We start from the raw sequence: 21,047 nt of genomic DNA, 5'->3' as shown, positions 1-21,047 counted from the left end.
AAGCGTTTACAATTGCGTTTATTCAAATTTAAAATAACCGCCGGGCATGTGCCTGACGTGTAGAATACCAGCACGAACAATCCGGCAAGAGAGAAGGATGTCATGAAGAAAATTGCATGGGTCACCGACAGCACCAGTACACTGGATTCCGCGTTTGCGGAGCAAAATCATATCTACATCGTGCCGCTGCGCATCGTATTTGGCGAGGAATGTTACCGGGAAACCGAAGACATCTCGCCGGATACGTTCTATGAGAAACTGGAGGTTTCTTCGCGCGCGAGCAGCTCGCAGCCGCCAATTGGCGAGTTTATAGAACTGTATGAGTCGCTTAAAGGCCGATACGATGAGATCATTACGATTCATTGCTCCACTGCACTTAGCGGAACACTCCATACCTCGATGCAGGCTGCAGAAATGGCAGACGTGAAGGTGACCGCAATTGATTCAAGAGCAGGAGCCTATCCTCTTCGCGAGATGATTATGCAAGGGCTGGAATGGCAGAAGCAGGGCTGTTCAGCGGGCGAGATCAAATCCCGTATTGAACAGATGATTGATAACATGGCTTTTTATCTGATCCCTGCAAGTCTTCAAAATCTTCACCGCAGCGGGCGTGTGACCGGGACACAGCTGATCATAAGCCAACTGCTCAAGATTCATCTACTGCTTCGGTTCGAAGAGGGCAAAGTGGTTGTGAACGAGAAAATCCGCACGTTTAAACGCACGAAAGAGCGTATGATCGATATGCTGAAGAAGGACATGGAGAAGGTCAAACATGTGTGTATCATGCATGCAAACAACCATGAGGAAGCTCACACCATCAAACAGCAGATTACGGAGCTGCTCCCCCGCTTGAAGACGGAGATCATGCCGTTTATTCCCGTGGTGAGCATTCATGCCGGGGCCGGCACCATCGGGTTGTGCTGGATTCGCAGCGATAAAGCCCAGGCTTAGACAGATTCAAGGGTAGAGACGACAGCCTGATCGGGCATACTTGAACGTTCCTTCAAGTACCTGCCTGGTCAGGTTTTTTGGTCATCTGATTGCCAAGTTCATCAAATTGTGAGGTAATGAAGGAAATGTTAACTACCGGGAGGGAAGGTTCATGTCACGTCAACGCCTGCTGCTTGTAGAGGATGATCGTTCGATCAGTGAGATGGTTGGACCATATTTGGAAAAAGAGGGCTTCGACCTCACATATGCGTATGACGGTCTGGAGGCAGAGCGTCTGTTCACCGAGGCTGGGCCCGGGTTTGACCTGATTATACTTGATCTGATGCTGCCGCATCGCAGCGGGATGGATGTGCTGCAGACCATTCGGGCGAGAAGTCTGGTGCCAGTGCTCATTCTGTCTGCCAAGGACGGGGATGTAGATAAGGCGCTCGGCCTCGGCTTTGGCGCTGATGATTATCTGAGCAAACCGTTCTCGCTGATCGAGCTGACCGCCCGCATCAAAGCAGCGATTCGCCGTGCCAATTATATCAGTCATCCTGTGGAAAAAGAAGCGGTAGAAGACCACCGAATAAAGCTTGGCGGACTTGTGGTAGATATGGAAACGTACGAGGTTCAGCGTGATGGGGAAGCGGTGAAGTTAACGTCCAAAGAGTTCGGTATTTTAAAATTGTTTGTTACTCATCCCGGCAAAGTATTCACCAAAGCTCAGATTTACGCGTCAGTCTGGAACGATCATTATTATGGTGATGAAAATATCATTAATGTACATATGCGTCGTCTGCGGGAGAAGCTGGAAGTCGACCCTTCTGCGCCTCGTTATATCAAGACGTTATGGGGGATTGGATACAAGCTGGAGGCAGAGCCGGTATGATGCTGATCTGGCTGCTTTCAGTTACCCTGTTGGTGCTTGGAATTACCGCTGCTGTGCTCGGGGTGAGACTTCGTAAACGCAGTAAACATCTGAATTACATTCATGAAAAAGTATTGGATATTCTCGACCAAGGAACGTATGAGCGTCTGCTCGTATTTGATAGTGATGCAGAGATGAGTCGGCTGTTAAACGATATGAACCGGCTGCTTGAACATGCCCATCTGGCCAAGGCCAATTACGCGAACCAGGAGAAAGAGATGCGTAATATGCTCTCCAACATTTCGCATGATTTGAAGACTCCGCTTACCGTTGTACTCGGGTACAGTGAAACGCTGCTGCACAGCTCATCCCTGACGGATGCAGAACGGAGGGTGATGACAGAAAAGATACAGGACAAGGCGCAGGAGGTGCTGCGTTTGATGCATTCCTTTTTTGATCTCGCCAAGCTTGAATCGGGGGACCGTGAGTTGGAACTTAGGCGGGTGAACATTAGTGAATTATGCCGGGTGAAGATGCTGTCCTTTTACGAATTGCTTACGAAGCTGGGGGTGCATGTGGAGCTGGATATCCCGGAGCAGGATGTGTTCGGCAGGGCCAATGAAGAAGCACTGGATCGGGTGCTCGATAATCTGATTACCAATGCCATGAAATATGGAGCGGACGGCAAAGTGCTCGGAATATCTGTACTGAAACGTGAAGGAGAGTGCGTGACCATACAGGTATGGGACCGTGGGAAGGGCATTCCCGAGAAGGAGCACACCCGTGTCTTTGAACGGATGTATACGCTGGAGGATTCGCGCAATCGGATGTATCAGGGCAGCGGCCTGGGTCTGACCATTACGAAGCGTCTGGTGGAACGTATGGGTGGGCGTATTGATGTACACAGCGTGCCCTATGAGCGAACTGTATTTTCCTTTACTTTGGAGGCGCTGTAGACATATAGAGAGCGAACTTAAGGTTTTTGTAAGATTTGATTAATAAAAAAGCAGACTTTTTTCTTTACAATACAGATATAAGCACCCCAGCAGGGGATGTAAAGGAGAATGACCAGATGAGTTATATTGCACGGACCATAGATTTAACCAAGGTTTATGAAGGAACAGAGGCGGTATCCAGTGTTAATCTGAATATCAGGCAAGGCGAGATTTACGGCTTCCTGGGGCCGAACGGGGCTGGCAAAACGACAGTGATGAAGATGTTAACCAACCTGGTTAAACCTACAGCGGGTGAGATCGAGCTTTTCGGGGAAAAGCTTAATCCGAACTCGTACGAGGTGCTGAAACGAATGGGCAGCATTATCGAATATCCCTTTTTCTATGACAAGTTGTCTGCTTGGGAGAATCTCGACCTGCACTGTGAGTATATGGGGTTTCCGAACAAACAGATGATTGGTAAACATATGGAGATGGTCGGTCTGAAGGATGCAGGTAAAAAGCCTGTAAAAGACTTCTCTCTCGGTATGAAGCAGCGCCTTGGGCTGGCAAGGGCGCTGATCACAACGCCTGAACTTTTAATTCTGGATGAACCGATTAACGGGCTTGACCCCGTGGGCATCAAGGAGATGCGTGATCTGTTCAAACGACTAAGCACCGAATATCGAATGACTCTGTTAATCTCCAGCCACATTCTTGGCGAGGTGGAGCAGATTGCAGACACCATTGGAGTCATTCGCAACGGCAGACTAATTGAAGAAGTGTCCATGGAGAGCATCCGGGGCGGTCATACGGATTATATTGAAATCCAAGCCACAGATATTCGCAAGGCCGCTTACGTTGTGGAGCATTTTCTGCAGATAAAAAATTACAAGCTCTCAGACGAGCAGACGCTGCGTGTTTATGATTCTGGCATTATGCCGTCCGATCTCAACAGTAAGCTGATGCAGCACGGTGTTGCCGTAGAGTCGATATCCAAACGCTCGCACTCCTTGGAAGAACACTTTATGAGTCTGGTGAAGGAGGGTGAGCACATTGCTTAAACTGATTCGATTGGAATGGCGCAAGCATCGCTTTGCCCGGAATTTGACAGGTTCAGGTATCGCAATGCTCAGCATTCTTCTATTTCTCATTATGATTGGTGTGACCGACCTGGGGGCTGAAGATTATGCTTTTGCCAGTTATGAGGATTCGTTTATTCTGATTGATACGTTTGCCCGTGCAGTCTTTATCATATTTTCAGGAGCTCTGATATCCAAACTGATTATTAGCGAGTATCGGGACAAAACGATGAATGTGATGTTCACGTATCCGATCAAACGGCATAAAATCATCGCTGCGAAGCTGATGCTGATTTTTCTGTTTACTTTTGCGATGATCATGTTGACGGATGCGGTGATGGGTGTGCTTTTGCTGACGGCCAATCACTTGTACGACTTCATTACTGAACCTCTGAGTACAGCTGTATTATGGAAAATGATTGTTAAATATATAATCAGCGCGTTCTCTGCTTCTGCGATGGCTCTGATTCCTCTATTCTTCGGCATGCGCAAGCATTCAGTAACTGCTACAATGGTTGCATCCATTTTACTTGTGTTTGTTGTGTGCTCCGGTTTCAATGGCCCTACATTTTCGGTGAATAGTATTATTGTGATTCCATTGACCTTGGGAGCCATTGGATTATGGATCGCTGCACTTTCGATGATACGGCTGGAGACAAAAGACATGAGCTGAGACCCGGTTCAAGGGATTCGTTATTCTCCGCAGAAAACCATGCGGGGTATGGCTTGACATGCCATTGACATACGCTCGTACAAGGGATAGGATAGTGTCAACTGAAACACGAAGGAGATTAGAACGACCATGACTATTCCTAAAACGTTGACCATCGCGGGTTCAGATACGAGCGGCGGTGCAGGTATTCAAGCGGATTTGAAGACTTTCCAGGAGCTGGGAGTATACGGTATGACCGTGTTAACTACAGTTGTTGCGATGGAGCCTGAAACATGGGACCACCAGGTTTTTCCTGTAGAATTGAATGTAGTCGAGGCTCAGCTTCGTACCGTTCTGGACGGAATTGGTTTTGATGCAATGAAGACAGGCATGCTTGGTTCTGTTGATATTATTGAGCTTGTCGCCAAGCATATTCGCCGCAGTGGCCTGCCGCAGATCGTTATTGATCCGGTTATGGTCTGCAAAGGTACAGATGAGGTGCTGCAGCCGGAGAACACGGAAGCGATGATTGAATTTTTGCTGCCAGGTGCGGACCTTGTTACACCAAATCTGTTCGAAGCTTCTCAACTGGCGAAGAGTGGACCTATTCGCTCCAAAGAGCAGATGGAGGCTGCAGCAGCAACTATTCATGCACATGGTGCGAAGCATGTTCTGATCAAAGACCGTGGTGTGATTAACCCGGGTAAGGCGATGGACTTGCTCTATGACGGGACCAGCTACGAGTGGTTTGAAGCAGATGTTGTTGGCTCCGGGTACACTCACGGCGCAGGCTGCACTACCTCTGCTGCGATTACGGCAGGTCTGGCCCGTGGCTTATCTGTAAAAGAGGCTGTACGTGAAGGTAAAGCCTTTATAACCAAAGCAATCGCCGGCGGATTCCCGTTGAACCGCTTCGTTGGCCCTACGCTGCATGCTGCACATCGTCTGGAGCATCAACGTTAATTATCACGATAAAACCAATTCAAATCTCATCTAAGGAGCGGTCAACAAACAGTTTATTGCCTGTTGGCTGCTTCTTTTTTTATGCTCATTTTGATAAAAAATAGTAACTTTTGGTATATATTAATCGTATATATGGTGAAGCTGAACGCTGTATAACTGGATGGATATGGCCACTTCTGGACACATGAACGACACATGAAGCAGGTATGTTAAGGTAAGAAATTGAGAAGGAGAGTCGGTCATGGTCAGAACCGTGCTTCTGGTAGAAGACGAAAGCCGCATTCGAGAGATTGTGGCCGATTATTTTATAAAAGAAAAATGGAATGTCATTGAAGCTGAAGATGGGGTGCAGGCACTGGAACAGCTGACCCAGCATCAAGTTGATCTGGTCATACTGGATGTATTGATGCCAGAAATGGACGGATGGACATTATGCGGTCATATTCGTGCCACTTCCACCGTACCTATTATCATGCTGACTGCAAGATCAGAGGATGATGATAAAATCCATGGATTCCAGTTAGGTGTTGACGATTACGTTACCAAACCGTTCAGTCCCCGTGTTCTGGTAGCGCGGGCAGAAACGCTGATGAAACGGGTCGAAGGTGCCATCGGGAGAGAGCAGGGCGTAATTCGTTTTGGCGAGGTTACCCTTGATCCCTGGGCCAGACGTTTGGAGGTCGGCGGGGTTGAGGTGGAGCTTGCACCTAAAGAGTATGATCTGCTTCTGTATCTTGCCCGAAATGCCGGCATCGTTCTATCCCGCGAGGCGATATTGAATCGGGTGTGGGGATTTGACTTTGAAGGTGATTCCCGTGTCGTGGACACTCACATCAAGAAGCTGCGCAGCAAACTGGGCGATGAAGCGAAGTGTATTCGTACCGTCATTGGTACAGGGTACCGTTTTGAGGCAGAGGCATGAGGAAAAACGGCGTAACGATGAAGCTGTTTCTGGTCATGGCCGGATTTCTGCTTTTATTATATGGAACAACGGTGCTTGCTCAATTGATCTGGTTCCCTGATTTTTACCAGCATCAGAAGATTAGCAGTATGAAAAAAAAGCTTTCCAGGTTTGAACAGCAGTATTCGGCCAGCCGCTGGAGTGATCTGCAGCTCGCCAAAGAAACGGGCAAATTCATGCGTCAAAATCAGTCCCACCTTGTCATTCTGACAAGCACAGGTAAGCTGGTGAATGACCCTTTTCATATTACACTGCTGCAGGAAGACGGCAAACGTGTGAAGGTATCGCTGTCTCTGTTTATTAATAGCGAGAATGCGGGCTGGATCAGATCCCATCTGAAATTTGGGCAAAAGCTGATTGTGAAGGGACCTTCCAGTGACCAGAATGACCCAGAGCCTATGGTATATCCTTTCAAAATTCAGGATGGGGCTTCTGCCGCATGGGGAACCGAAAGCTTTCAGGAATCACTACTGCCTGTACAGGAGTGGACCGGGGTATTAACGGAGGTTGTACTCCCGGATCTCGCCACCTGGAGTCAGAGACAAGGCCTGCTCGTGCAGGCGCTCGAGAGCCGATTTCCATTGTCTCCAGACGATCAGAAGGTGTTGTCCAGTGGAAAGATGCTCAATGAAGAATGGATGGACAGTTGGAGCGGTGTTCGCAACGTGATCACCATTGCTCCGGTACAGCGTGCAGGAGCAGAGCAGCAGCTGATTTTCTCCCTGACCTCGCTGCAGGAGATGCGGGAGGCGAATGAAGCGACCAGGTTATTTTACGGATATTTCGGTATCGGAGCATTTGTCCTGATTTTATTGCTGGCACTGCTTTTGTCACGCTTCATAACGAAGCCGCTGTTAGCTTTGAACCATGTAGCCAAAAAGATGTCCACGCTGGACTTCACAGTGAAATCACCTATCCGGCGTAAGGATGAGATTGGCAGTCTTTCCGACAGTCTGAACGCCTTGTCAAGTACACTTGGCCAGACGCTGGAGGAACTGAAGCAGGCCAATGATCAGATGCGTACCGATATGGAACTGAAGCAGCAGATTGAACAGCGTCAACGTAAGTTTTTTGCCGATGCTTCTCATGAGCTCAAGACGCCGATCAGTATCATTAAAGGTTACTCGGAAGGTCTGAAAGACGGGGTAAGTGAGGGCAAGCGAGAGCACTATATAGAGATTATTGCTGACGAAGCCATCAAAATGGAAAAGATGGTGGAAGAGATGCTTGATCTGGTAAGGCTTGAATCCGCCGCGATTCAGCTGAACACGGAAGCGATTGCTCTGGATGATATGATCGAAGACATTGCGGGGCGTCTTGGGCCTCAGCTGAAGGATAAAGGGCTCGAGGTGGTGCTGGTGTCCACGACAGAGCAGAGTATTGAAGGCGATCGAAGCAAGCTGGAGCAAGTATTCTACAATATCTTAATGAACGCTATACGTCACGCGATTCCACATACCGATATAATGATTGAGATTAGCAGGCATGAGGGCTGTGTACACGTGACGATTGAAAATAAAGGTGAACACATTGCGGAAGAGGAACGGCAATATATATGGGAGAGGTTCTACCGGGTAGAGCGCTCACGCAACCGTAAAATGGGGGGGACGGGACTGGGTCTGGCGATTTCGAAGCAGATTCTGGATCTGCACGGATGCGGGTATGGCGTGGAGAATACACCGGATGGCGTACGTTTTTATATTACATTTCCTAAAGCCTAGTATGAAAGGAAGTTAAATCTTATGAAGTCTTTACCATCCATTTTAACCTTGGGTAACTTAAGTTCAGGAATGCTGGCGGTTATTATGGCCATTCATGGCGAGTTTGCCTTGGCTGTGACAATGATATGGGTAGCGATGTTCTTTGATCTGTTCGATGGATATGCAGCGCGCAAGCTGCATTGTGAAGGGGAGTTTGGCAAAGCGCTGGATTCACTGGCTGATGTCGTTTCATTCGGAACGGCTCCTGTGCTCATTCTGTACCTTAATTCAATGACTGAAGTAGGTATGCTGGGCATGGCATTAACGGCATTGTTCCCGGTGTGCGGTGCGCTTCGCCTTGCTCGTTACAACTGCCAAAAAACACCGATTAGCGGTTTTGTAGGAATGCCGATTACTTTTGCAGGAGGGCTGATGTCCTTCTTCGCACTCTGGAGTCCTTATTTTACAACGGGCGTGGCGTATCTTGTTATTGTTGTGCTGTCTGGTCTCATGGTTAGCCAAATCCGTTTCCCTTCTTTGAAGCAAATACTGCCCTCACATGAGAAGGATATTGTGGAACCGAAATAAGGAGCGAGTCAACGTATGGAATTTGCTAAAGAAATTATTGGTCAGTACGGATATTTTGCAATTTATGGCTTACTCGCTCTTGGCGTCATTGGGATGCCGATTCCGGATGAGGTGCTGATGACCTTTGTGGGTTATCTCGCCTCCATCTCGGTTCTGGATTATTCGGTATCCATTGCTGTCTGCTTTGGAGGAGCGTTTACAGGCGGGCTGCTTAGTTATACGATTGGCAGAAAAGCGGGCAGGCCTCTGTTTCACAAATATGGGAAATGGATCGGAGTTAATGCCAAGCGGTTCAACAGGGTGGAAACGTGGTTTCTCAAATATGGGTCCTGGTCTGTGATTCTCGGTTACTTTATCCCGGGTGTACGTAATCTGATGTGCTGCTTCTCCGGCATGAGCCGTATGGCGATGAGCAGATACGTTCTTGTATCCGGCATTGGGGCGTTTGTCTGGTGTGTAGTGTTTATCTCCATTGGCTTCTATGTAGGCGTATTAACCTAGATTGGACAAACTCTTTGCCGCTTGGTGAACGTGCTGAACTATGGACAATTCAAGTATGAATCCCTAAACTATTTCACTGTTGCCAGTGAAGGTTCGGGATGTGGCCGCTTTAGTAGCAATCCTGGTAGCAGTATGCAGTCAAATACACCCTGGAACTAGAATGAAGACCTCTTGTGTGCAAGGTGGTCTTTTTTTATTGAGTTTTATGGATGGACGATTGCATCAGCAGCAACTAATGAGCAACACTTGCTGGCACAACAGCAAACATAAGGCATACAAGTACCCGCAGTAGCACTTGAGTAGCACCATAGAGCACATCAGTAGCACTGTAGAGCCCAAGGAGCACATTAGTAACATTATAGAGCATTGGGTAGGACCAAGAAGCACATCAGTAACATTATAGAGCATTGGGTAGGACCAAGGAGCACATCAGTAGCATTGTAGAGCATTCGGTAGGACCAAGGAGCACATTAGTAACATTGTAGGGCATCGGGTAGCATCAAGGAGCACATCAGTAGCATTGTAGAGCATTCGGTAGGACCAAGGAGCACATTAGTAACATTGTAGAGCATCGGGTAGCATCAAGGAGCACATCAGTAGCATTGTAGAGCATTCGGTAGCGCCAAGGAGCACATCAGTAACATTATAGAGTATTCGGTAGCGCCAAGGAGCACTTTAGTAACATTATAGAGTATTGAGTAGGACCAAGGAGCACATTAGTAGCATTGTAGAGCATTGGGTAGGCCCAAGGAGCACATTAGTAGCATTATAGAGCGTTCGGTAGCGCCAAGGAGCACTCATTAACATTATAGAGCATTGGGTAGGGCCAAGGAGCACATCAGTAACATTATAGAGCATTCGGTAGGGCCAAGGAGCACATCAGTAACATTATAGAGCATTCGGTAGGGCCAAGGAGCACATTAGTAACATTGTAGAGCATTCGGTAGCGCCAAAGAGCACTCAGTAACACCCGTACACCACTACAGCAGCATACCTGAGCAAGTCAAAGTGCGACTGAGGAAGAGGAAGCTTAGCGAGATCGAGCGCGGGATAGCTAATGTGTGGCAATGCCCTCCAAATTTCTAACGATCTCAGATGACCTTATTTGGGTGATTTTAAGCTTTTTGAAATTCTAACGAATCACAGAAAGCTTATTTTGCTCAAAATCGAAGAAAATGGCCGACTTTCATAGCTAATGAATGAAATAGCGTCTCCTGAAATCGTTAGAATTTTCAAAGGTGTGATTTACCCCAAATAGCGTTTCTGGGAATCGTTAAAAGGTAAGGTGATTATCACAATTACTGCAAAGCTCCATTTGATGCCTATGATTGCTCAATATTTTCTGGTTTTTACCAATTAGAAATCGCACTACCCCTACGTAACTGCGTAACTCACGACCACCAGCACTCTCCCCCACGTAACCGTATTACTCAGTGCCCCCAGCTCTGCTCCCACATACCACACTACTCACGACCAGCAGCACTGCCCCCAAGTAACTACATTACTCACATTACCAGCACTCTCTCCCACGTAACCGCTTCACCCCACTATCAACAGTGTCACCTCAAGAGTATCTGCCAGCTTACATTCGCAATGCATATGTCCGATATCGCTGGGTGCCACTTGCAACATATACGATGTGCTGGTCCAGCAAACTGCGAAGGACCTTTCTGGCGTGTGTATCCGAGATTCGCAGATGTGCTGCGAGCTCTGAAGGTGCAAAAGGGCGGACGATACGTCTTGCATATCGGACAGTCTCTGCATCCAGCCAATTCAGGGATGCAGGCACATCCGCAGCCATAAATTTGCCCATAAACGCCAGCACCAGCTGCTGACATTGTTTCGGTTCATCTTTGATGGAGAGATAGGCAATCGGCAGGAAAATCCAGTCATCCAGCGTCAGCAGACAATGGCGCCAGCACAGGTCCTTGAAACGTCTCACATCCAGATCACGGGCATGCGGCCCGTAACCTTGAATTTCAATGCCGCCTTTTACACCGTTGCCCGGTAAATACGCCAAGTCCAGATAACGGTAACCGTTGTGAAAATCCCGTACCTCCCATTCCGGGTGCAAATGATTGAAATTTTTCATCACCGGGAACCAGACTAAACGCAGAAACTCCATTGTCGCATGCTCAAGCCCTTGTTCAATTCGGGAACGCACACGAGGATTGGTTTCCCGTTCCAGTAGTATGTTCATCCACTCTTCGTATGCCTCGTTAAACTCAAGATTCATTGTACTCAAGACCTGTTTCCTCCTTAATCACAATTGATTAGTGTAAAAAAACAAAAAAACCGCTCTGCCATTTCCCAGCCTTCACAACGGAAGGGGAGAAGAAAAGGACAAAGCGGCGTGTGCTTCACGACCGGCAATCATATTTCATTTTGTAGTATTACACAGTTCTCTTCATAACGATTATAACTTACACCATGTACAGATGCTACTCCCAGCGCACACCGTGAGGAGGCAACATCAATTATTTTGTAATCATCGTCTTACACGTAAACGATTCACACGAAAGCAGTAATTACGTTCCTCATCCTCATCCTCACCCTCACGATAACCGTGATTCCGGCCCTATAACAAACACCCTAACACCCCGCACATCTACGCGCCATCATCAAGTCTGCCTCATCCGTTAAGATGAGATTCTTCAATTCCGCGTTCGACACGTTGTTCTCCTTTTTTGCGGGCAAACGTGATTTTGAGCAGGGGTGGGGTGACCAGTGTGGTGATAATGACCATGATCACAACGCTGGTAAAATACTCAGCATCGAGCAAGCCTGAGGCAAGCCCAGTGGAGGCAATAATCAGTGCAACTTCACCTCTGGAGATCATGCCTGCACCAATCGCGATTGAAGAAGACCGGTCAAATCCGGTCAAACGCGCACCGGCACCGCCGCCAAGCAGCTTGGTTATAATAGCCACGAAGCTAATAACAATGATCAGCCAAATTTGAGAGCCAACACCTTCGAAGGTCACGTTAAGTCCGATGCTAACAAAGAATACAGGAACAAAAATACTGTAGGCAATCGGCTCTACTTTTTGCTCGACTTCATGTTTGAAGCCGGTTTGAGAAATAGCAATGCCTGCTGCAAATGCTCCGATAATGCCTGCAACACCCATCCACTCGGCGAAGTAAGAGAAGCCAAAACAGATAATCAAACCCGCGGTAATGACCGTTTCTGTTACCCGCAACGGGGCCATCCATTTCATAATACGCGGAACAACGAGCCAGCTGGCTGCAATGATGATCACGAAGAACAGCAGCTTTTTGCCAATGAGCAAGCCGATGGAAACATCTCCGCCGCCGGTTCCGAGCAGACTCATCATAACCGCAAGCAGCACAACGACAAGCACATCATCGACAACGGCGGCCCCCAGAATGGTCGTGCCTTCGCGTGAGCCGAGCTGATCCATATCCTTCAATGTTTGGACGGAAATGCTGACTGAGGTGGCGCAGAACAACAATCCGAAAAATAGTGCATGAGTCTGCGACATGCCGAAAGCAATAGCCGATCCATACCCCCCGATAAAAGGTAAAATAACTCCACCTACCGCCACAGCGAATGCAGCCTTCCAGTTTTTCTTCAATTGGTCCAGATCGGTCTCCAGACCTGCAATAAACATCAGCAGCAGTACCCCGATTTCGGCCATGTAATGAACAAAATCAGTTTTTTCAACCCAGCCCAGCAGGGCGGGTCCAAGCACAACACCTACAATAAGTTTTCCCAGCACCGACGGCTGACCTAATCGGACCGACAGATCACCCGCAAGTTTGGTAAAGATCAGGATAAGGGCAAGAACAAATATAAATTCCACAGACGGTTTCTCCTCTCTGTTCGCAGCATACTTAGAATAACCCTTCCAAGGTAAAATAACCCCGTCTAACCCTTTAACAAAACAAAAAGGCATAGAACAACGATAACCCTTTACCGTCCCATGCCTAAAAAAGACAAAGAGGGGCCCTTGGTGACAGGCTCCTCCGTATCCGTGCGTATGTGATTAAGTACATTAATTATAACACATTTGGAGCTCTAGGTAAAATAGTGCTTGGGCCAAGTGGGATGAAAATCGCCTTAAACGGGCAATTCTACGTAAGGACAGCCTTTTTTGTTCAGAGTGTTGTCACTTAACAGCCCTGAATCGCCGCGATATAATGATATAGAACATAGAAAGTTAGGATATGAGGAGGATTTTGCATTGGCTAAAAAGGAAAGAGGGGATCTGAACATGCCATCCAATCAGACGGCCCCGACCAGTAATAAAAATTTTGCAGGCATCATTATTACCATCTCCATTCTTGCTAACGTTATTATCCTGTTATTGTTTTTCGCACCATCCATCGGTTACAAAGGCGAGCTCGCCTTTGACATTACCGTGCTTCCGCGCTTTAATGCCGTATTTAACAGCTTTACCTTTATCTTTTTGCTGGCTGCGCTGATCGCGATTATCAAGCGTAATGTCAAGCTGCACAAACGTTTTATTCTGGCAGCCTTTACAACCACGCTGCTGTTTCTGGTGACGTATCTGACCTTCCACTATCTGTCCCCGGAAACGTCCAAGTTTGGCGGCGAAGGCATCGTTCGCAGCATCTATTTCTTCATTTTGATTACACACAGCATACTGGCTGCGCTGATCGTACCATTGGCACTGTTCACGCTGGTATGGGGCTGGACCAACCAACTGCAGAAGCATCGCAAAATCGCACGCTGGACCATGCCGATCTGGCTGTATGTAAGCTCCACAGGTGTTGTGGTTTATCTGATGATGGCACCCTATTATTAATTGCTATCATGTCATAAATAATTATTGTGATGAATTATGTTTCGAAAGTTCCGCACAGGAAAGGGGATTCACGTGATGTACAGAATCGTGTTGATTCGTCATGGACAGAGCATGTGGAACGTGGAAAATCGCTTTACCGGATGGACGGATGTGGATCTGACCGAGGATGGATATGGAGAAGCGCGCAAGGCGGGCAAAATCCTGAGGGAGCAGGGGTTTGATTTTGACTGCGCCTACGCCTCGGTATTGAAACGTTCGATTCGGACCTTGAATATTGCACTCGATGAGATGGACCTGATGTGGATTCCGATTACGAAGACGTGGAAGCTGAATGAACGTCACTATGGAGCGCTGCAGGGTCTGAACAAACAGGAAACAGCCACGAAATACGGGGAAGAGCAGGTTCACGAATGGAGACGTTCCATTCACGTATCTCCACCGGCTTTGGAAGAAAGCGACGAGCGATATGTCCGGGATCTGGACAAGTACGAGCGCCTGGGCTGCACCATTCCGCGAACAGAGAACCTGATGGATACGTCCAAGCGAGTGCTGGAATATTGGAATGCAGAGATTAAACCGATGGTATCTTCGGGAAAAAGGGTGCTGATCTCCGCGCATGGCAATACGCTCCGTTCACTTGTCATGCATCTGGACCAATTGTCCGAAGCAGACGTGATGGCGCTCAACATCCCGACTGGCATTCCGCTGGTCTATGAGTTGAACGAAGAGCTGCACCCGACAGGTCATTTTTACCTGACGGCCGATGGCTCCACCTATCAGCATGATGAGATGAAGCATGTAGCCACGCCGTCAGATTAAGGGAGAGCATCGCTCCTTATGCTTCGTTATGTAGGTATAATCTTCATGAAGCGATGCGATATAACGTGTTACTTTTGAACATAATAAAAAAACGCGTTTCCAGAAGATGATTACCGAAGTTATTGGGTAATCATCTTTTTTGACTCTATATAAGTTGAACGATATATTTGCACGTGAACGGAGTGGATTGTGTAAAATCTTTATTTCAACTTATAGAGATACGCCTGAGCATGATGCAATGCAGAGAAGGGACGATTTTATTTTCAAAGGCAGCCTGGTTTATCGTTTCGTTTGCTCCAGAGCGGGTAAAACTCAAACAAGACACGATGTACATGAATCCGAATGGTCAAGGAGGAGAGCAGCATGTCAAAACGTAAATTGCTTATGACGGCGATCGGAGCTGGCGTAACGTATCTGATGAGAAATAAACAGGCCCGGGATAAAGTAATCAGTACCGTATCCAATATGGTCAAAAAGAATGGGTCATCCTCGGCCCGCAGTGCCAGACCTCGGGTTGAGGTTAACAATCAGCACCGGGAGTGGAGAGAGTAAGGCAGGGACAAGAAATGGAGCAAACAGAAGCAGAACCCGGGACAACTTGTTTCGGGTTTTTCTTTATATGCTGTGGCATACTGTGCTTATATGCGATTTTTGCCAGGAAGAATGATACAATGAATACTTGCAGAACGTATGGGGAGGAGAGACGCTTATGAAAAAAGAGAGCACATCCATGAAACAAAATCGCTTGGGCACATCCGACTTGATGGTGGGTGAGATCGGACTGGGCTGTATGTCGCTTGGAACGGAAGTGAAACCGGCGGTAGAGCTGATTCATGAAGCGCTGGATCGTGGGGTCAATCTTCTGGATACAGCGGATTTATATGATGCAGGCCGTAACGAGGAAATTGTGGGACAAGCGATCAAAGGCCGACGCGATCAGGTGATTCTGGCTACCAAGGTTGGCAATCGCCGTATTCCTGGCAAGGAAGGCTGGTCATGGGACCCATCCAAGGCTTATATCAAGCAGGCTGTTCACGAAAGTCTAAAGCGGCTGCAAACCGATTATATTGATCTGTATCAGCTGCATGGAGGCACGCTGGACGATGCGATTGATGAGACGATTGAAGCGTTTGAGGAATTGAAGCAGGAGGGGCTTATCCGATATTACGGCATCTCTTCCATCCGTCCGAATGTTATTCGTGAATATGTAGGGAAATCATCCATTGTGAGTGTGATGAATCAGTACAGCGTGGCGGATCGCAGAGCAGAAGAGGAAGTATTACCTTTACTGGAGCAAAATCAAATCAGTGTCATCGCTCGTGGCCCGGTAGCCAGTGGTGTACTGGCTGACTCGGGAGCGGCGAAGGTGGACAAGGGTTACCTGGACTATACGCCAGAGCAGCTGCAGCATATTCGCCAAGGACTCGCTAGGCTGGTCACAGATAACCGAAGCATGGCACAGACGGCCATTCGTTATGCGCTCTCGCATCCGGCTGTGGCAGCTGTTGTTCCGGGTGCCAGCTCCAGAGAGCAGCTGCTGCACAACATTGCGGCTTCTGCTTCGGCACCGCTTACCGCAGCAGAGATCCAGATGATTCGTGAGCATCACCCTGCTAATCGGTACACGCAGCATCGCTGAAGAACGGAGACCTATTTTCAAATGTAACTAATCGAGGTACAATAGAGCCAGGCAGCAGCTTGAGTGAGCCTGAACAAATAATATTTACCCTAAGGAGAGAACCCTAATGGAAAGAATACAAAGCGAACAGCAATATCGTGATCTGATCAACTCCGACGGTTTGACTGTCATCAAATTTGATACAACCTGGTGCCCGGACTGCAAAAACCTTGACCGATTTATCGGAGATGTCATTGACCAACACACGGATAAATCCTTCTACGCACTGGATGCAGAACAATTCCAGCCGTTTGCTGACGAAAATGGTGTGCGCGGCATCCCAAGTTTGCTCGTGTTCCAGAACGGCAAAAAGCTGGCACATCTGCACAGCAAATGGGCCAAAACGCCTGCTCAAATCTCCGAGTACCTGGAGACACTTGAGTCCAAAGTATAAAAAATCGTCATGCATATCCAAAACCCCTGCCTGTCTTGTGACAGAGCAGGGGTTTTAAAATTCAACTGTTTAACTGACACCGTAAAACTAACACTGCTTAACTGCTGTTACAGCTTAACTACTTTACTTCCTTTGGACTTGAGATTGACGAGCAGAATACTCGCAATAATCATGATCAGTCCGACAATCAGGTTGACGGTGATTGACTCTCCAAGAAACAGCACACTGCACAGCAGAGCAATCAGCGGAATCAGAAATGTGAAGGAGCCCACCTTGCTGGCTTCCCCGGAACTGACAAGTTTGAAGAACGCAAGCCAGCCGAGAGCAATGACAAACACAGAGATGAACAGCATATCCAGCACAAAAGGCAGTACCCATTGTATCGCATTCCAGCTCTCTGTTGCCGTGCCCGTTAACGTCAGAATCACCCCGCCAATAAGAATCGGAATGGCTGTCATCCAGATTCCGTCCACCTTGGCTGAAGTTTTCTTCATATAGATGGTGCCTGCAGTCCAGCTGATGGCACTGAACAAGCCCAGCATGACACCTTCGGGGGATACTTTGCCAGTCATGCCCCCAATGCTGATCGTTGCTACACCTGTAAAGCCCAGCACTAATCCGATGATTTTCATGGCATACATTGTCTCACCCAGCCACAGCCACGCTCCAATGCCGAGCAGGACAGGCTGCAAGAATACGATGGAAGAAAACAGTCCTGCCGGCACTTCCGTCAGACCGAGCGTCTGAAAGCCATAGAAGAAAATAATATTAAGTACTGCAGAGATGGCATAAATGTACCATGTTTTCCGAATCTGAAGCGTTTTGTATCGCGGAAATGCATAAATGCCAAGGACCAGCCCGGCAATCAGCAGCCGCATGCCTGCAAAGAGGAGGGGCGGTGTATAGTTTAAAGCATATTTGGTCAGAGGCCAGTTGATTCCCCACATGAGAACCAGAAAAGCCAAGATCCAGCCTGCTTTTGCACGTGATAAAGTCACAAATAATCTCTCCTTCAAGTGATATGGAAAAGCCTGTGTGCCCCGCAAGAGCGGCACAGCTCTTAACCTGTATCTATCCGATTCGGATGTTTCTTCGGCCCTGTATCTGCCAGTCGTTGATCGTCCGTGTTCTCCATGATACAATAACAAACGTAATAATTGAAATGCATGTTATTTATAAGGAGCATACCAAATCTGTTATGAATAATTCACAATTGCAGCTGTTTGTTAAAATAGCCGAGACGGGAAGTTTCACACGAGCTGGCCAGGAGATGAATATGACACAGCCTGCGGTCAGCCGTGCTATCTCCGCTCTGGAGAATGAACTGGACGTATCGCTGATCATTCGTGATCGGCGTAACGGTATTGTGCTGACTGACGTGGGGCAGCGAATACTGGTCATTTTCCGCAGGATTTTACAGCAGTATGATAAGGTGCAGCAGGTTGTTGCCGCTGAGAAGGGACTGGAGATCGGAACGATTCGCATTGGTTCTTTTCCGATGTCCTCAGCCCATCTGCTGCCCAAAATTATCCGATCTATTCGAGATCGTTACCCGCAGATCGAGTTTGAGCTGCATGAAGGCAACATTATGGAGATTCAGCAGTGGCTGAGCTCGCGTGTTATTGATGTTGCTTTAATCATTGCAACGGAGCAGGAGGCGGCAGAGCTAAACTATGAAACGATGCCGCTGTATCACGAAGAAATGCTTGCTGTATTTCGTGAGAATGAGACGTTTGCAGATCAGGACATCCTGCATGTGAAAAAGCTGAGCGGGCAGTCGATGATTATCTGCAACGGCGGTTATGAGATGCCCATTGTAGATCTGTTTGCACGTGCAGAAGCAGAACTGAGCATCGGCTTCGTCGTGCATAACGTCAATACATGTCTTAATATGATTGAACAGGGACTGGGAACAGCTATATTACCTGCTATCTCGTTATCCTGGCTTCCACCTGGTGTCAGAGCTCTGCCAACGGAGCCCAAAGCCTATCGCCCCGTTGAGCTTGCTGTACCTTCCTTTTCGGAGGCCTCCCCGGCTTCACGTTTGTTTGTGGAAACGGCATTACAATTGTTTGCACGACCGGAATAAGCGTCTTGTTTAGAATTTGTTCAGTATCGTTCTGTATACTTATAGAACAAACTGAATATTGGAGTGAACAAGAACGTCATGAGCAGAGAGATTTTAGAGGAAATGCATCAATTAAGCCACAATGATGAACGCAGATACCGTTTGCTAATGATTGGTGTCAAACAATTGTTACACGAACAGAAACAGAACAGATATCGCTGGATGGGCAGATTGAAGGAGCGTAAAAAGCTAAGAAGTGTTCAGGCTGATCCATGGGAATAACGGGTCGAACATCCTGAACATGGCATGATCTATCAGGTTAATCTACATATGGCATCATATCAAAATGGCGGCTCTGCCTTCCTGTGAGGAAGGCAGAGCCGCCATTTTGGTTAAAACATCTGATCTGATTGATATCAAATTACATCATCAGGATTACGAAGAATACCGCTGCCAGTACAAAGCGATAGATAGCGAAGACCGTCAGACTCAATCTTTTCAAAATAGAGAGGAACGTCTTGATCGCCAGCATAGCCACAATAAACGCAGCAATAAAACCGATGGCAAAGATAACAAAGTCATCGCTGTTCAGATGATTGATGCTTTTGTACAGGTCATATCCTGTAGCACCAATCATAATTGGCACGGACACAAGGAAGGTGAACTCTGCCGCAGCTACCCGGCTGATGCCGGCAAACAAACCACCTGATATCGTGGAGCCGGACCGGGAGAAGCCTGGCCACAACGCCAAAATCTGAAACATACCTACGGCAAATGCTTGCTTGTAGGTAATATCGTCAACGTCATGGGTTGTGATGCGTGAGCTTTTACGGCTCCAGCGTTCAGCAACGATCATCAATATACCACCAATCACAAGGCTGTACAGTACGGTTTCCGGACCAAACAGGTGCGCCTTGATCCAGTCCCGCAGCACAAGTCCGATGACGACAGCAGGAACCATCGCCAGAATGATATGTCCCAGATTGAGGCGGCGGGAATACGGCCTTTTGCCCCCGGTGAAGCGAAACATATCAATGAATTTGTTCCAGTACAGTACAACAACAGCCAGCACAGCACCAAGCTGTACAACCACCTCGAACGTTTTGACTGACTCGTTGTCCTCTGATAGACCCAGCAGATGAGCTGTCAGAATCATGTGTCCGGTTGAGGACACGGGCAAAAACTCAGTCAAACCTTCGATGATGCCCATAATAATGGATGATATAAAGTCCAATGTTCTTCCTCCTTGAATTGCAGATGACAGCCGCTATGGCCTGTCCTGCTATGACGATGTCTGTCCTTTCGAACAAGACTATCCTCTATTATGCTCAGATTTGTCCTTTACTTCAACTCTATGCGTGTAACCCGCTTTTTAAAACGATCTTGACAAAACCCTAGTTATCCCATAGGATATACATTAACTGACTGACTAATCAATCGGGAGGACATTCAGGTATGACGAAAATCAACGGTTTGGAGCCCGGAGAAGAGCGTCGGGACCAGATTATACGCATAGCAATGGAACGGTTCGCAACGCAAGGGTATCATCAGACGAAAATTTCCGATATCGTTCGTGAAGCCGGAGTCGCTCAAGGAACGTTTTACTGGCATTTCAAGAGCAAGGAAGCAATTGCCTCTGAGATATTGGTAACAGGCAAGGAGGAATTGCTTGAGTCGATCGGACAAGGGTATCGCAAGGATGCCGGATCGGTTGAGGATATGGTGAAGGCGTCGGAGAGGCTGTTCACTGACCTGTTCACCTTTGCTGCGGAGAATCGGTACTTTATGGAGCTGCTGCTCAAGGGAATCGTGACCGAAAGCTCCGTACAGAAGCTGGTTGAAGAAACACGCAATGCGGTGGAAACAGCGTTCCGCCACAACATGGAGCGAGCGATTGAACTAGGCATGCTGCCGGCAGACATGAATGTTCCGCTGCGAGCAGCGCTGCTGGTAAGCATGATCGAAGGTATGATCTCGCGCTGGTTATTCGGCTCGGCGGAGCTGCACAGCCGATTCCCGGAGATGGACGCTCGTGCTCTGGCGGCAGAGGCGGCAAGCTTTGAATTTTACGGCCTGCTGGGTACATAGATGTCGGTAAGGCCGGTGGTTTATTTTTCAC

23 protein-coding genes are annotated in these 21,047 nt (G+C 47.8%); 19 read left to right on the top strand and 4 right to left on the bottom strand.

Features of this window, described 5'->3' with window-relative positions:
* Positions 1-102 precede the first annotated feature (102 nt).
* The 10 genes from fakB to IEW26_RS24420 all read left to right on the top strand — a co-directional run bounded on the left by fakB (position 103) and on the right by IEW26_RS24420 (position 9,180).
* Positions 103-951, top strand: a complete 849-nt coding sequence (gene fakB, locus IEW26_RS24465; protein WP_188594254.1) for a DegV family protein — start codon at positions 103-105, stop codon at positions 949-951.
* 151 nt (positions 952-1,102) lie between these two features.
* Positions 1,103-1,822 (top strand): response regulator transcription factor, encoded by a 720-nt coding sequence (locus IEW26_RS24460; RefSeq protein WP_308423567.1) that lies wholly within the window; start codon positions 1,103-1,105, stop codon positions 1,820-1,822.
* Positions 1,822-2,757, top strand: a complete 936-nt coding sequence (locus IEW26_RS24455; protein ID WP_188594269.1) for a sensor histidine kinase — start codon at positions 1,822-1,824, stop codon at positions 2,755-2,757. Before IEW26_RS24460 ends, IEW26_RS24455 begins: the two co-directional genes overlap by 1 nt.
* A 116-nt stretch (positions 2,758-2,873) precedes the next feature.
* Entirely contained in the window at positions 2,874-3,797 is a 924-nt protein-coding gene (locus IEW26_RS24450) for an ABC transporter ATP-binding protein (protein WP_188594253.1), read from the top strand.
* Complete coding sequence (locus IEW26_RS24445) at positions 3,790-4,488, top strand: ABC transporter permease (RefSeq protein ID WP_188594252.1); 699 nt, start codon at positions 3,790-3,792, stop codon at positions 4,486-4,488. The genes IEW26_RS24450 and IEW26_RS24445 overlap by 8 nt, the downstream gene beginning before the upstream one ends.
* A gap of 129 nt (positions 4,489-4,617) precedes the next feature.
* Positions 4,618-5,430: a bifunctional hydroxymethylpyrimidine kinase/phosphomethylpyrimidine kinase gene (thiD, locus tag IEW26_RS24440; RefSeq protein ID WP_111273400.1), complete on the top strand. Its 813-nt coding sequence runs from the start codon at positions 4,618-4,620 to the stop codon at positions 5,428-5,430.
* Positions 5,431-5,671: 241 nt separating this feature from the next.
* Positions 5,672-6,352, top strand: coding sequence for a response regulator transcription factor (locus IEW26_RS24435; protein ID WP_188594251.1), 681 nt, complete (start codon positions 5,672-5,674; stop codon positions 6,350-6,352).
* Positions 6,349-8,112 (top strand): sensor histidine kinase, encoded by a 1,764-nt coding sequence (locus IEW26_RS24430; protein ID WP_188594250.1) that lies wholly within the window; start codon positions 6,349-6,351, stop codon positions 8,110-8,112. The genes IEW26_RS24435 and IEW26_RS24430 overlap by 4 nt, the downstream gene beginning before the upstream one ends.
* 21 nt (positions 8,113-8,133) lie before the next feature.
* Positions 8,134-8,679, top strand: a complete 546-nt coding sequence (gene pssA, locus IEW26_RS24425) for a CDP-diacylglycerol--serine O-phosphatidyltransferase (protein ID WP_111273403.1) — start codon at positions 8,134-8,136, stop codon at positions 8,677-8,679.
* 15 nt (positions 8,680-8,694) lie between these two features.
* Positions 8,695-9,180, top strand: a complete 486-nt coding sequence (locus IEW26_RS24420) for a DedA family protein (protein ID WP_184183354.1) — start codon at positions 8,695-8,697, stop codon at positions 9,178-9,180.
* A gap of 1,582 nt (positions 9,181-10,762) precedes the next feature.
* On the opposite strand, the gene IEW26_RS24415 is transcribed toward IEW26_RS24420, so the two are convergent.
* Both IEW26_RS24415 and IEW26_RS24410 read right to left on the bottom strand, forming a co-directional pair.
* Positions 10,763-11,416, bottom strand: a complete 654-nt coding sequence (locus tag IEW26_RS24415) for a transcriptional regulator (protein ID WP_188594268.1) — start codon at positions 11,414-11,416, stop codon at positions 10,763-10,765.
* A 396-nt stretch (positions 11,417-11,812) separates the two neighbouring features.
* Positions 11,813-13,003: a cation:proton antiporter gene (locus IEW26_RS24410; RefSeq protein ID WP_188594249.1), complete on the bottom strand. Its 1,191-nt coding sequence runs from the start codon at positions 13,001-13,003 to the stop codon at positions 11,813-11,815.
* Between the two features lie 411 nt (positions 13,004-13,414).
* Between IEW26_RS24410 and IEW26_RS24405 the strand changes: the two genes are divergently transcribed.
* The 6 genes from IEW26_RS24405 to IEW26_RS24380 all read left to right on the top strand — a co-directional run bounded on the left by IEW26_RS24405 (position 13,415) and on the right by IEW26_RS24380 (position 16,860).
* Positions 13,415-13,969: a DUF420 domain-containing protein gene (locus IEW26_RS24405; RefSeq protein ID WP_145406063.1), complete on the top strand. Its 555-nt coding sequence runs from the start codon at positions 13,415-13,417 to the stop codon at positions 13,967-13,969.
* 75 nt (positions 13,970-14,044) lie between these two features.
* A complete protein-coding gene (gene gpmA, locus IEW26_RS24400; RefSeq protein WP_145405983.1) occupies positions 14,045-14,788 on the top strand; it encodes a 2,3-diphosphoglycerate-dependent phosphoglycerate mutase in 744 nt (247 codons plus the stop codon).
* Positions 14,789-15,018: 230 nt separating this feature from the next.
* Positions 15,019-15,165, top strand: coding sequence for a hypothetical protein (locus tag IEW26_RS24395; protein ID WP_188594248.1), 147 nt, complete (start codon positions 15,019-15,021; stop codon positions 15,163-15,165).
* Complete coding sequence (locus IEW26_RS24390) at positions 15,152-15,340, top strand: hypothetical protein (RefSeq protein WP_111273603.1); 189 nt, start codon at positions 15,152-15,154, stop codon at positions 15,338-15,340. The genes IEW26_RS24395 and IEW26_RS24390 overlap by 14 nt, the downstream gene beginning before the upstream one ends.
* Positions 15,341-15,518: 178 nt before the next feature.
* Positions 15,519-16,427 (top strand): aldo/keto reductase, encoded by a 909-nt coding sequence (locus tag IEW26_RS24385; protein WP_145406064.1) that lies wholly within the window; start codon positions 15,519-15,521, stop codon positions 16,425-16,427.
* Positions 16,428-16,533: 106 nt separating this feature from the next.
* Entirely contained in the window at positions 16,534-16,860 is a 327-nt protein-coding gene (locus IEW26_RS24380) for a thioredoxin family protein (RefSeq protein WP_110899450.1), read from the top strand.
* 107 nt (positions 16,861-16,967) lie between these two features.
* Here the strand turns inward: IEW26_RS24380 and IEW26_RS24375 are convergent, their stop codons facing one another.
* Positions 16,968-17,858 (bottom strand): DMT family transporter, encoded by an 891-nt coding sequence (locus IEW26_RS24375; RefSeq protein ID WP_268237075.1) that lies wholly within the window; start codon positions 17,856-17,858, stop codon positions 16,968-16,970.
* 200 nt (positions 17,859-18,058) lie between these two features.
* Here IEW26_RS24375 and IEW26_RS24370 point away from each other — a divergent pair, with 200 nt between their 5' ends.
* Positions 18,059-18,949, top strand: a complete 891-nt coding sequence (locus IEW26_RS24370) for a LysR family transcriptional regulator (protein ID WP_188594247.1) — start codon at positions 18,059-18,061, stop codon at positions 18,947-18,949.
* A 78-nt stretch (positions 18,950-19,027) separates the two neighbouring features.
* On the top strand, positions 19,028-19,210 hold the full coding sequence (locus IEW26_RS24365) for a hypothetical protein (protein ID WP_188594246.1): 183 nt from the start codon (positions 19,028-19,030) through the stop codon (positions 19,208-19,210).
* Between the two features lie 139 nt (positions 19,211-19,349).
* Here IEW26_RS24365 and bacA read toward each other — a convergent pair whose 3' ends face one another.
* Positions 19,350-20,162 (bottom strand): undecaprenyl-diphosphate phosphatase, encoded by an 813-nt coding sequence (gene bacA, locus IEW26_RS24360; protein WP_111268349.1) that lies wholly within the window; start codon positions 20,160-20,162, stop codon positions 19,350-19,352.
* A 221-nt stretch (positions 20,163-20,383) separates the two neighbouring features.
* On the opposite strand from bacA, the gene IEW26_RS24355 reads away from it, so the two are divergent.
* Complete coding sequence (locus IEW26_RS24355) at positions 20,384-21,016, top strand: TetR/AcrR family transcriptional regulator (protein ID WP_188594245.1); 633 nt, start codon at positions 20,384-20,386, stop codon at positions 21,014-21,016.
* Positions 21,017-21,047: the final 31 nt, after the last annotated feature.

The sequence above is a fragment of the Paenibacillus silvae genome (assembly GCF_014639235.1).
Taxonomy (GTDB): Bacteria; Bacillota; Bacilli; order Paenibacillales; family Paenibacillaceae; genus Paenibacillus; species Paenibacillus silvae.
This window is presented reverse-complemented; position numbering and strand designations above follow the sequence as displayed.

Bases quoted from the DNA above. Each gene is read 5' to 3' on its own strand.
- fakB (WP_188594254.1), top strand. From the start codon at position 103: ATGAAGAAAATTGCATGGGTCACCGACAGCACCAGTACACTGGATTCC.
- IEW26_RS24460 (WP_308423567.1), top strand. From the start codon at position 1,103: ATGTCACGTCAACGCCTGCTGCTTGTAGAGGATGATCGTTCGATCAGT.
- IEW26_RS24455 (WP_188594269.1), top strand. From the start codon at position 1,822: ATGCTGATCTGGCTGCTTTCAGTTACCCTGTTGGTGCTTGGAATTACC.
- IEW26_RS24450 (WP_188594253.1), top strand. From the start codon at position 2,874: ATGAGTTATATTGCACGGACCATAGATTTAACCAAGGTTTATGAAGGA.
- thiD (WP_111273400.1), top strand. From the start codon at position 4,618: ATGACTATTCCTAAAACGTTGACCATCGCGGGTTCAGATACGAGCGGC.
- IEW26_RS24435 (WP_188594251.1), top strand. From the start codon at position 5,672: ATGGTCAGAACCGTGCTTCTGGTAGAAGACGAAAGCCGCATTCGAGAG.
- IEW26_RS24430 (WP_188594250.1), top strand. From the start codon at position 6,349: ATGAGGAAAAACGGCGTAACGATGAAGCTGTTTCTGGTCATGGCCGGA.
- pssA (WP_111273403.1), top strand. From the start codon at position 8,134: ATGAAGTCTTTACCATCCATTTTAACCTTGGGTAACTTAAGTTCAGGA.
- IEW26_RS24420 (WP_184183354.1), top strand. From the start codon at position 8,695: ATGGAATTTGCTAAAGAAATTATTGGTCAGTACGGATATTTTGCAATT.
- IEW26_RS24415 (WP_188594268.1), bottom strand. From the start codon at position 11,416: ATGAATCTTGAGTTTAACGAGGCATACGAAGAGTGGATGAACATACTA.
- IEW26_RS24405 (WP_145406063.1), top strand. From the start codon at position 13,415: ATGCCATCCAATCAGACGGCCCCGACCAGTAATAAAAATTTTGCAGGC.
- gpmA (WP_145405983.1), top strand. From the start codon at position 14,045: ATGTACAGAATCGTGTTGATTCGTCATGGACAGAGCATGTGGAACGTG.
- IEW26_RS24395 (WP_188594248.1), top strand. From the start codon at position 15,019: ATGATGCAATGCAGAGAAGGGACGATTTTATTTTCAAAGGCAGCCTGG.
- IEW26_RS24390 (WP_111273603.1), top strand. From the start codon at position 15,152: ATGTCAAAACGTAAATTGCTTATGACGGCGATCGGAGCTGGCGTAACG.
- IEW26_RS24385 (WP_145406064.1), top strand. From the start codon at position 15,519: ATGAAACAAAATCGCTTGGGCACATCCGACTTGATGGTGGGTGAGATC.
- IEW26_RS24380 (WP_110899450.1), top strand. From the start codon at position 16,534: ATGGAAAGAATACAAAGCGAACAGCAATATCGTGATCTGATCAACTCC.
- IEW26_RS24370 (WP_188594247.1), top strand. From the start codon at position 18,059: ATGAATAATTCACAATTGCAGCTGTTTGTTAAAATAGCCGAGACGGGA.
- IEW26_RS24365 (WP_188594246.1), top strand. From the start codon at position 19,028: ATGAGCAGAGAGATTTTAGAGGAAATGCATCAATTAAGCCACAATGAT.
- IEW26_RS24355 (WP_188594245.1), top strand. From the start codon at position 20,384: ATGACGAAAATCAACGGTTTGGAGCCCGGAGAAGAGCGTCGGGACCAG.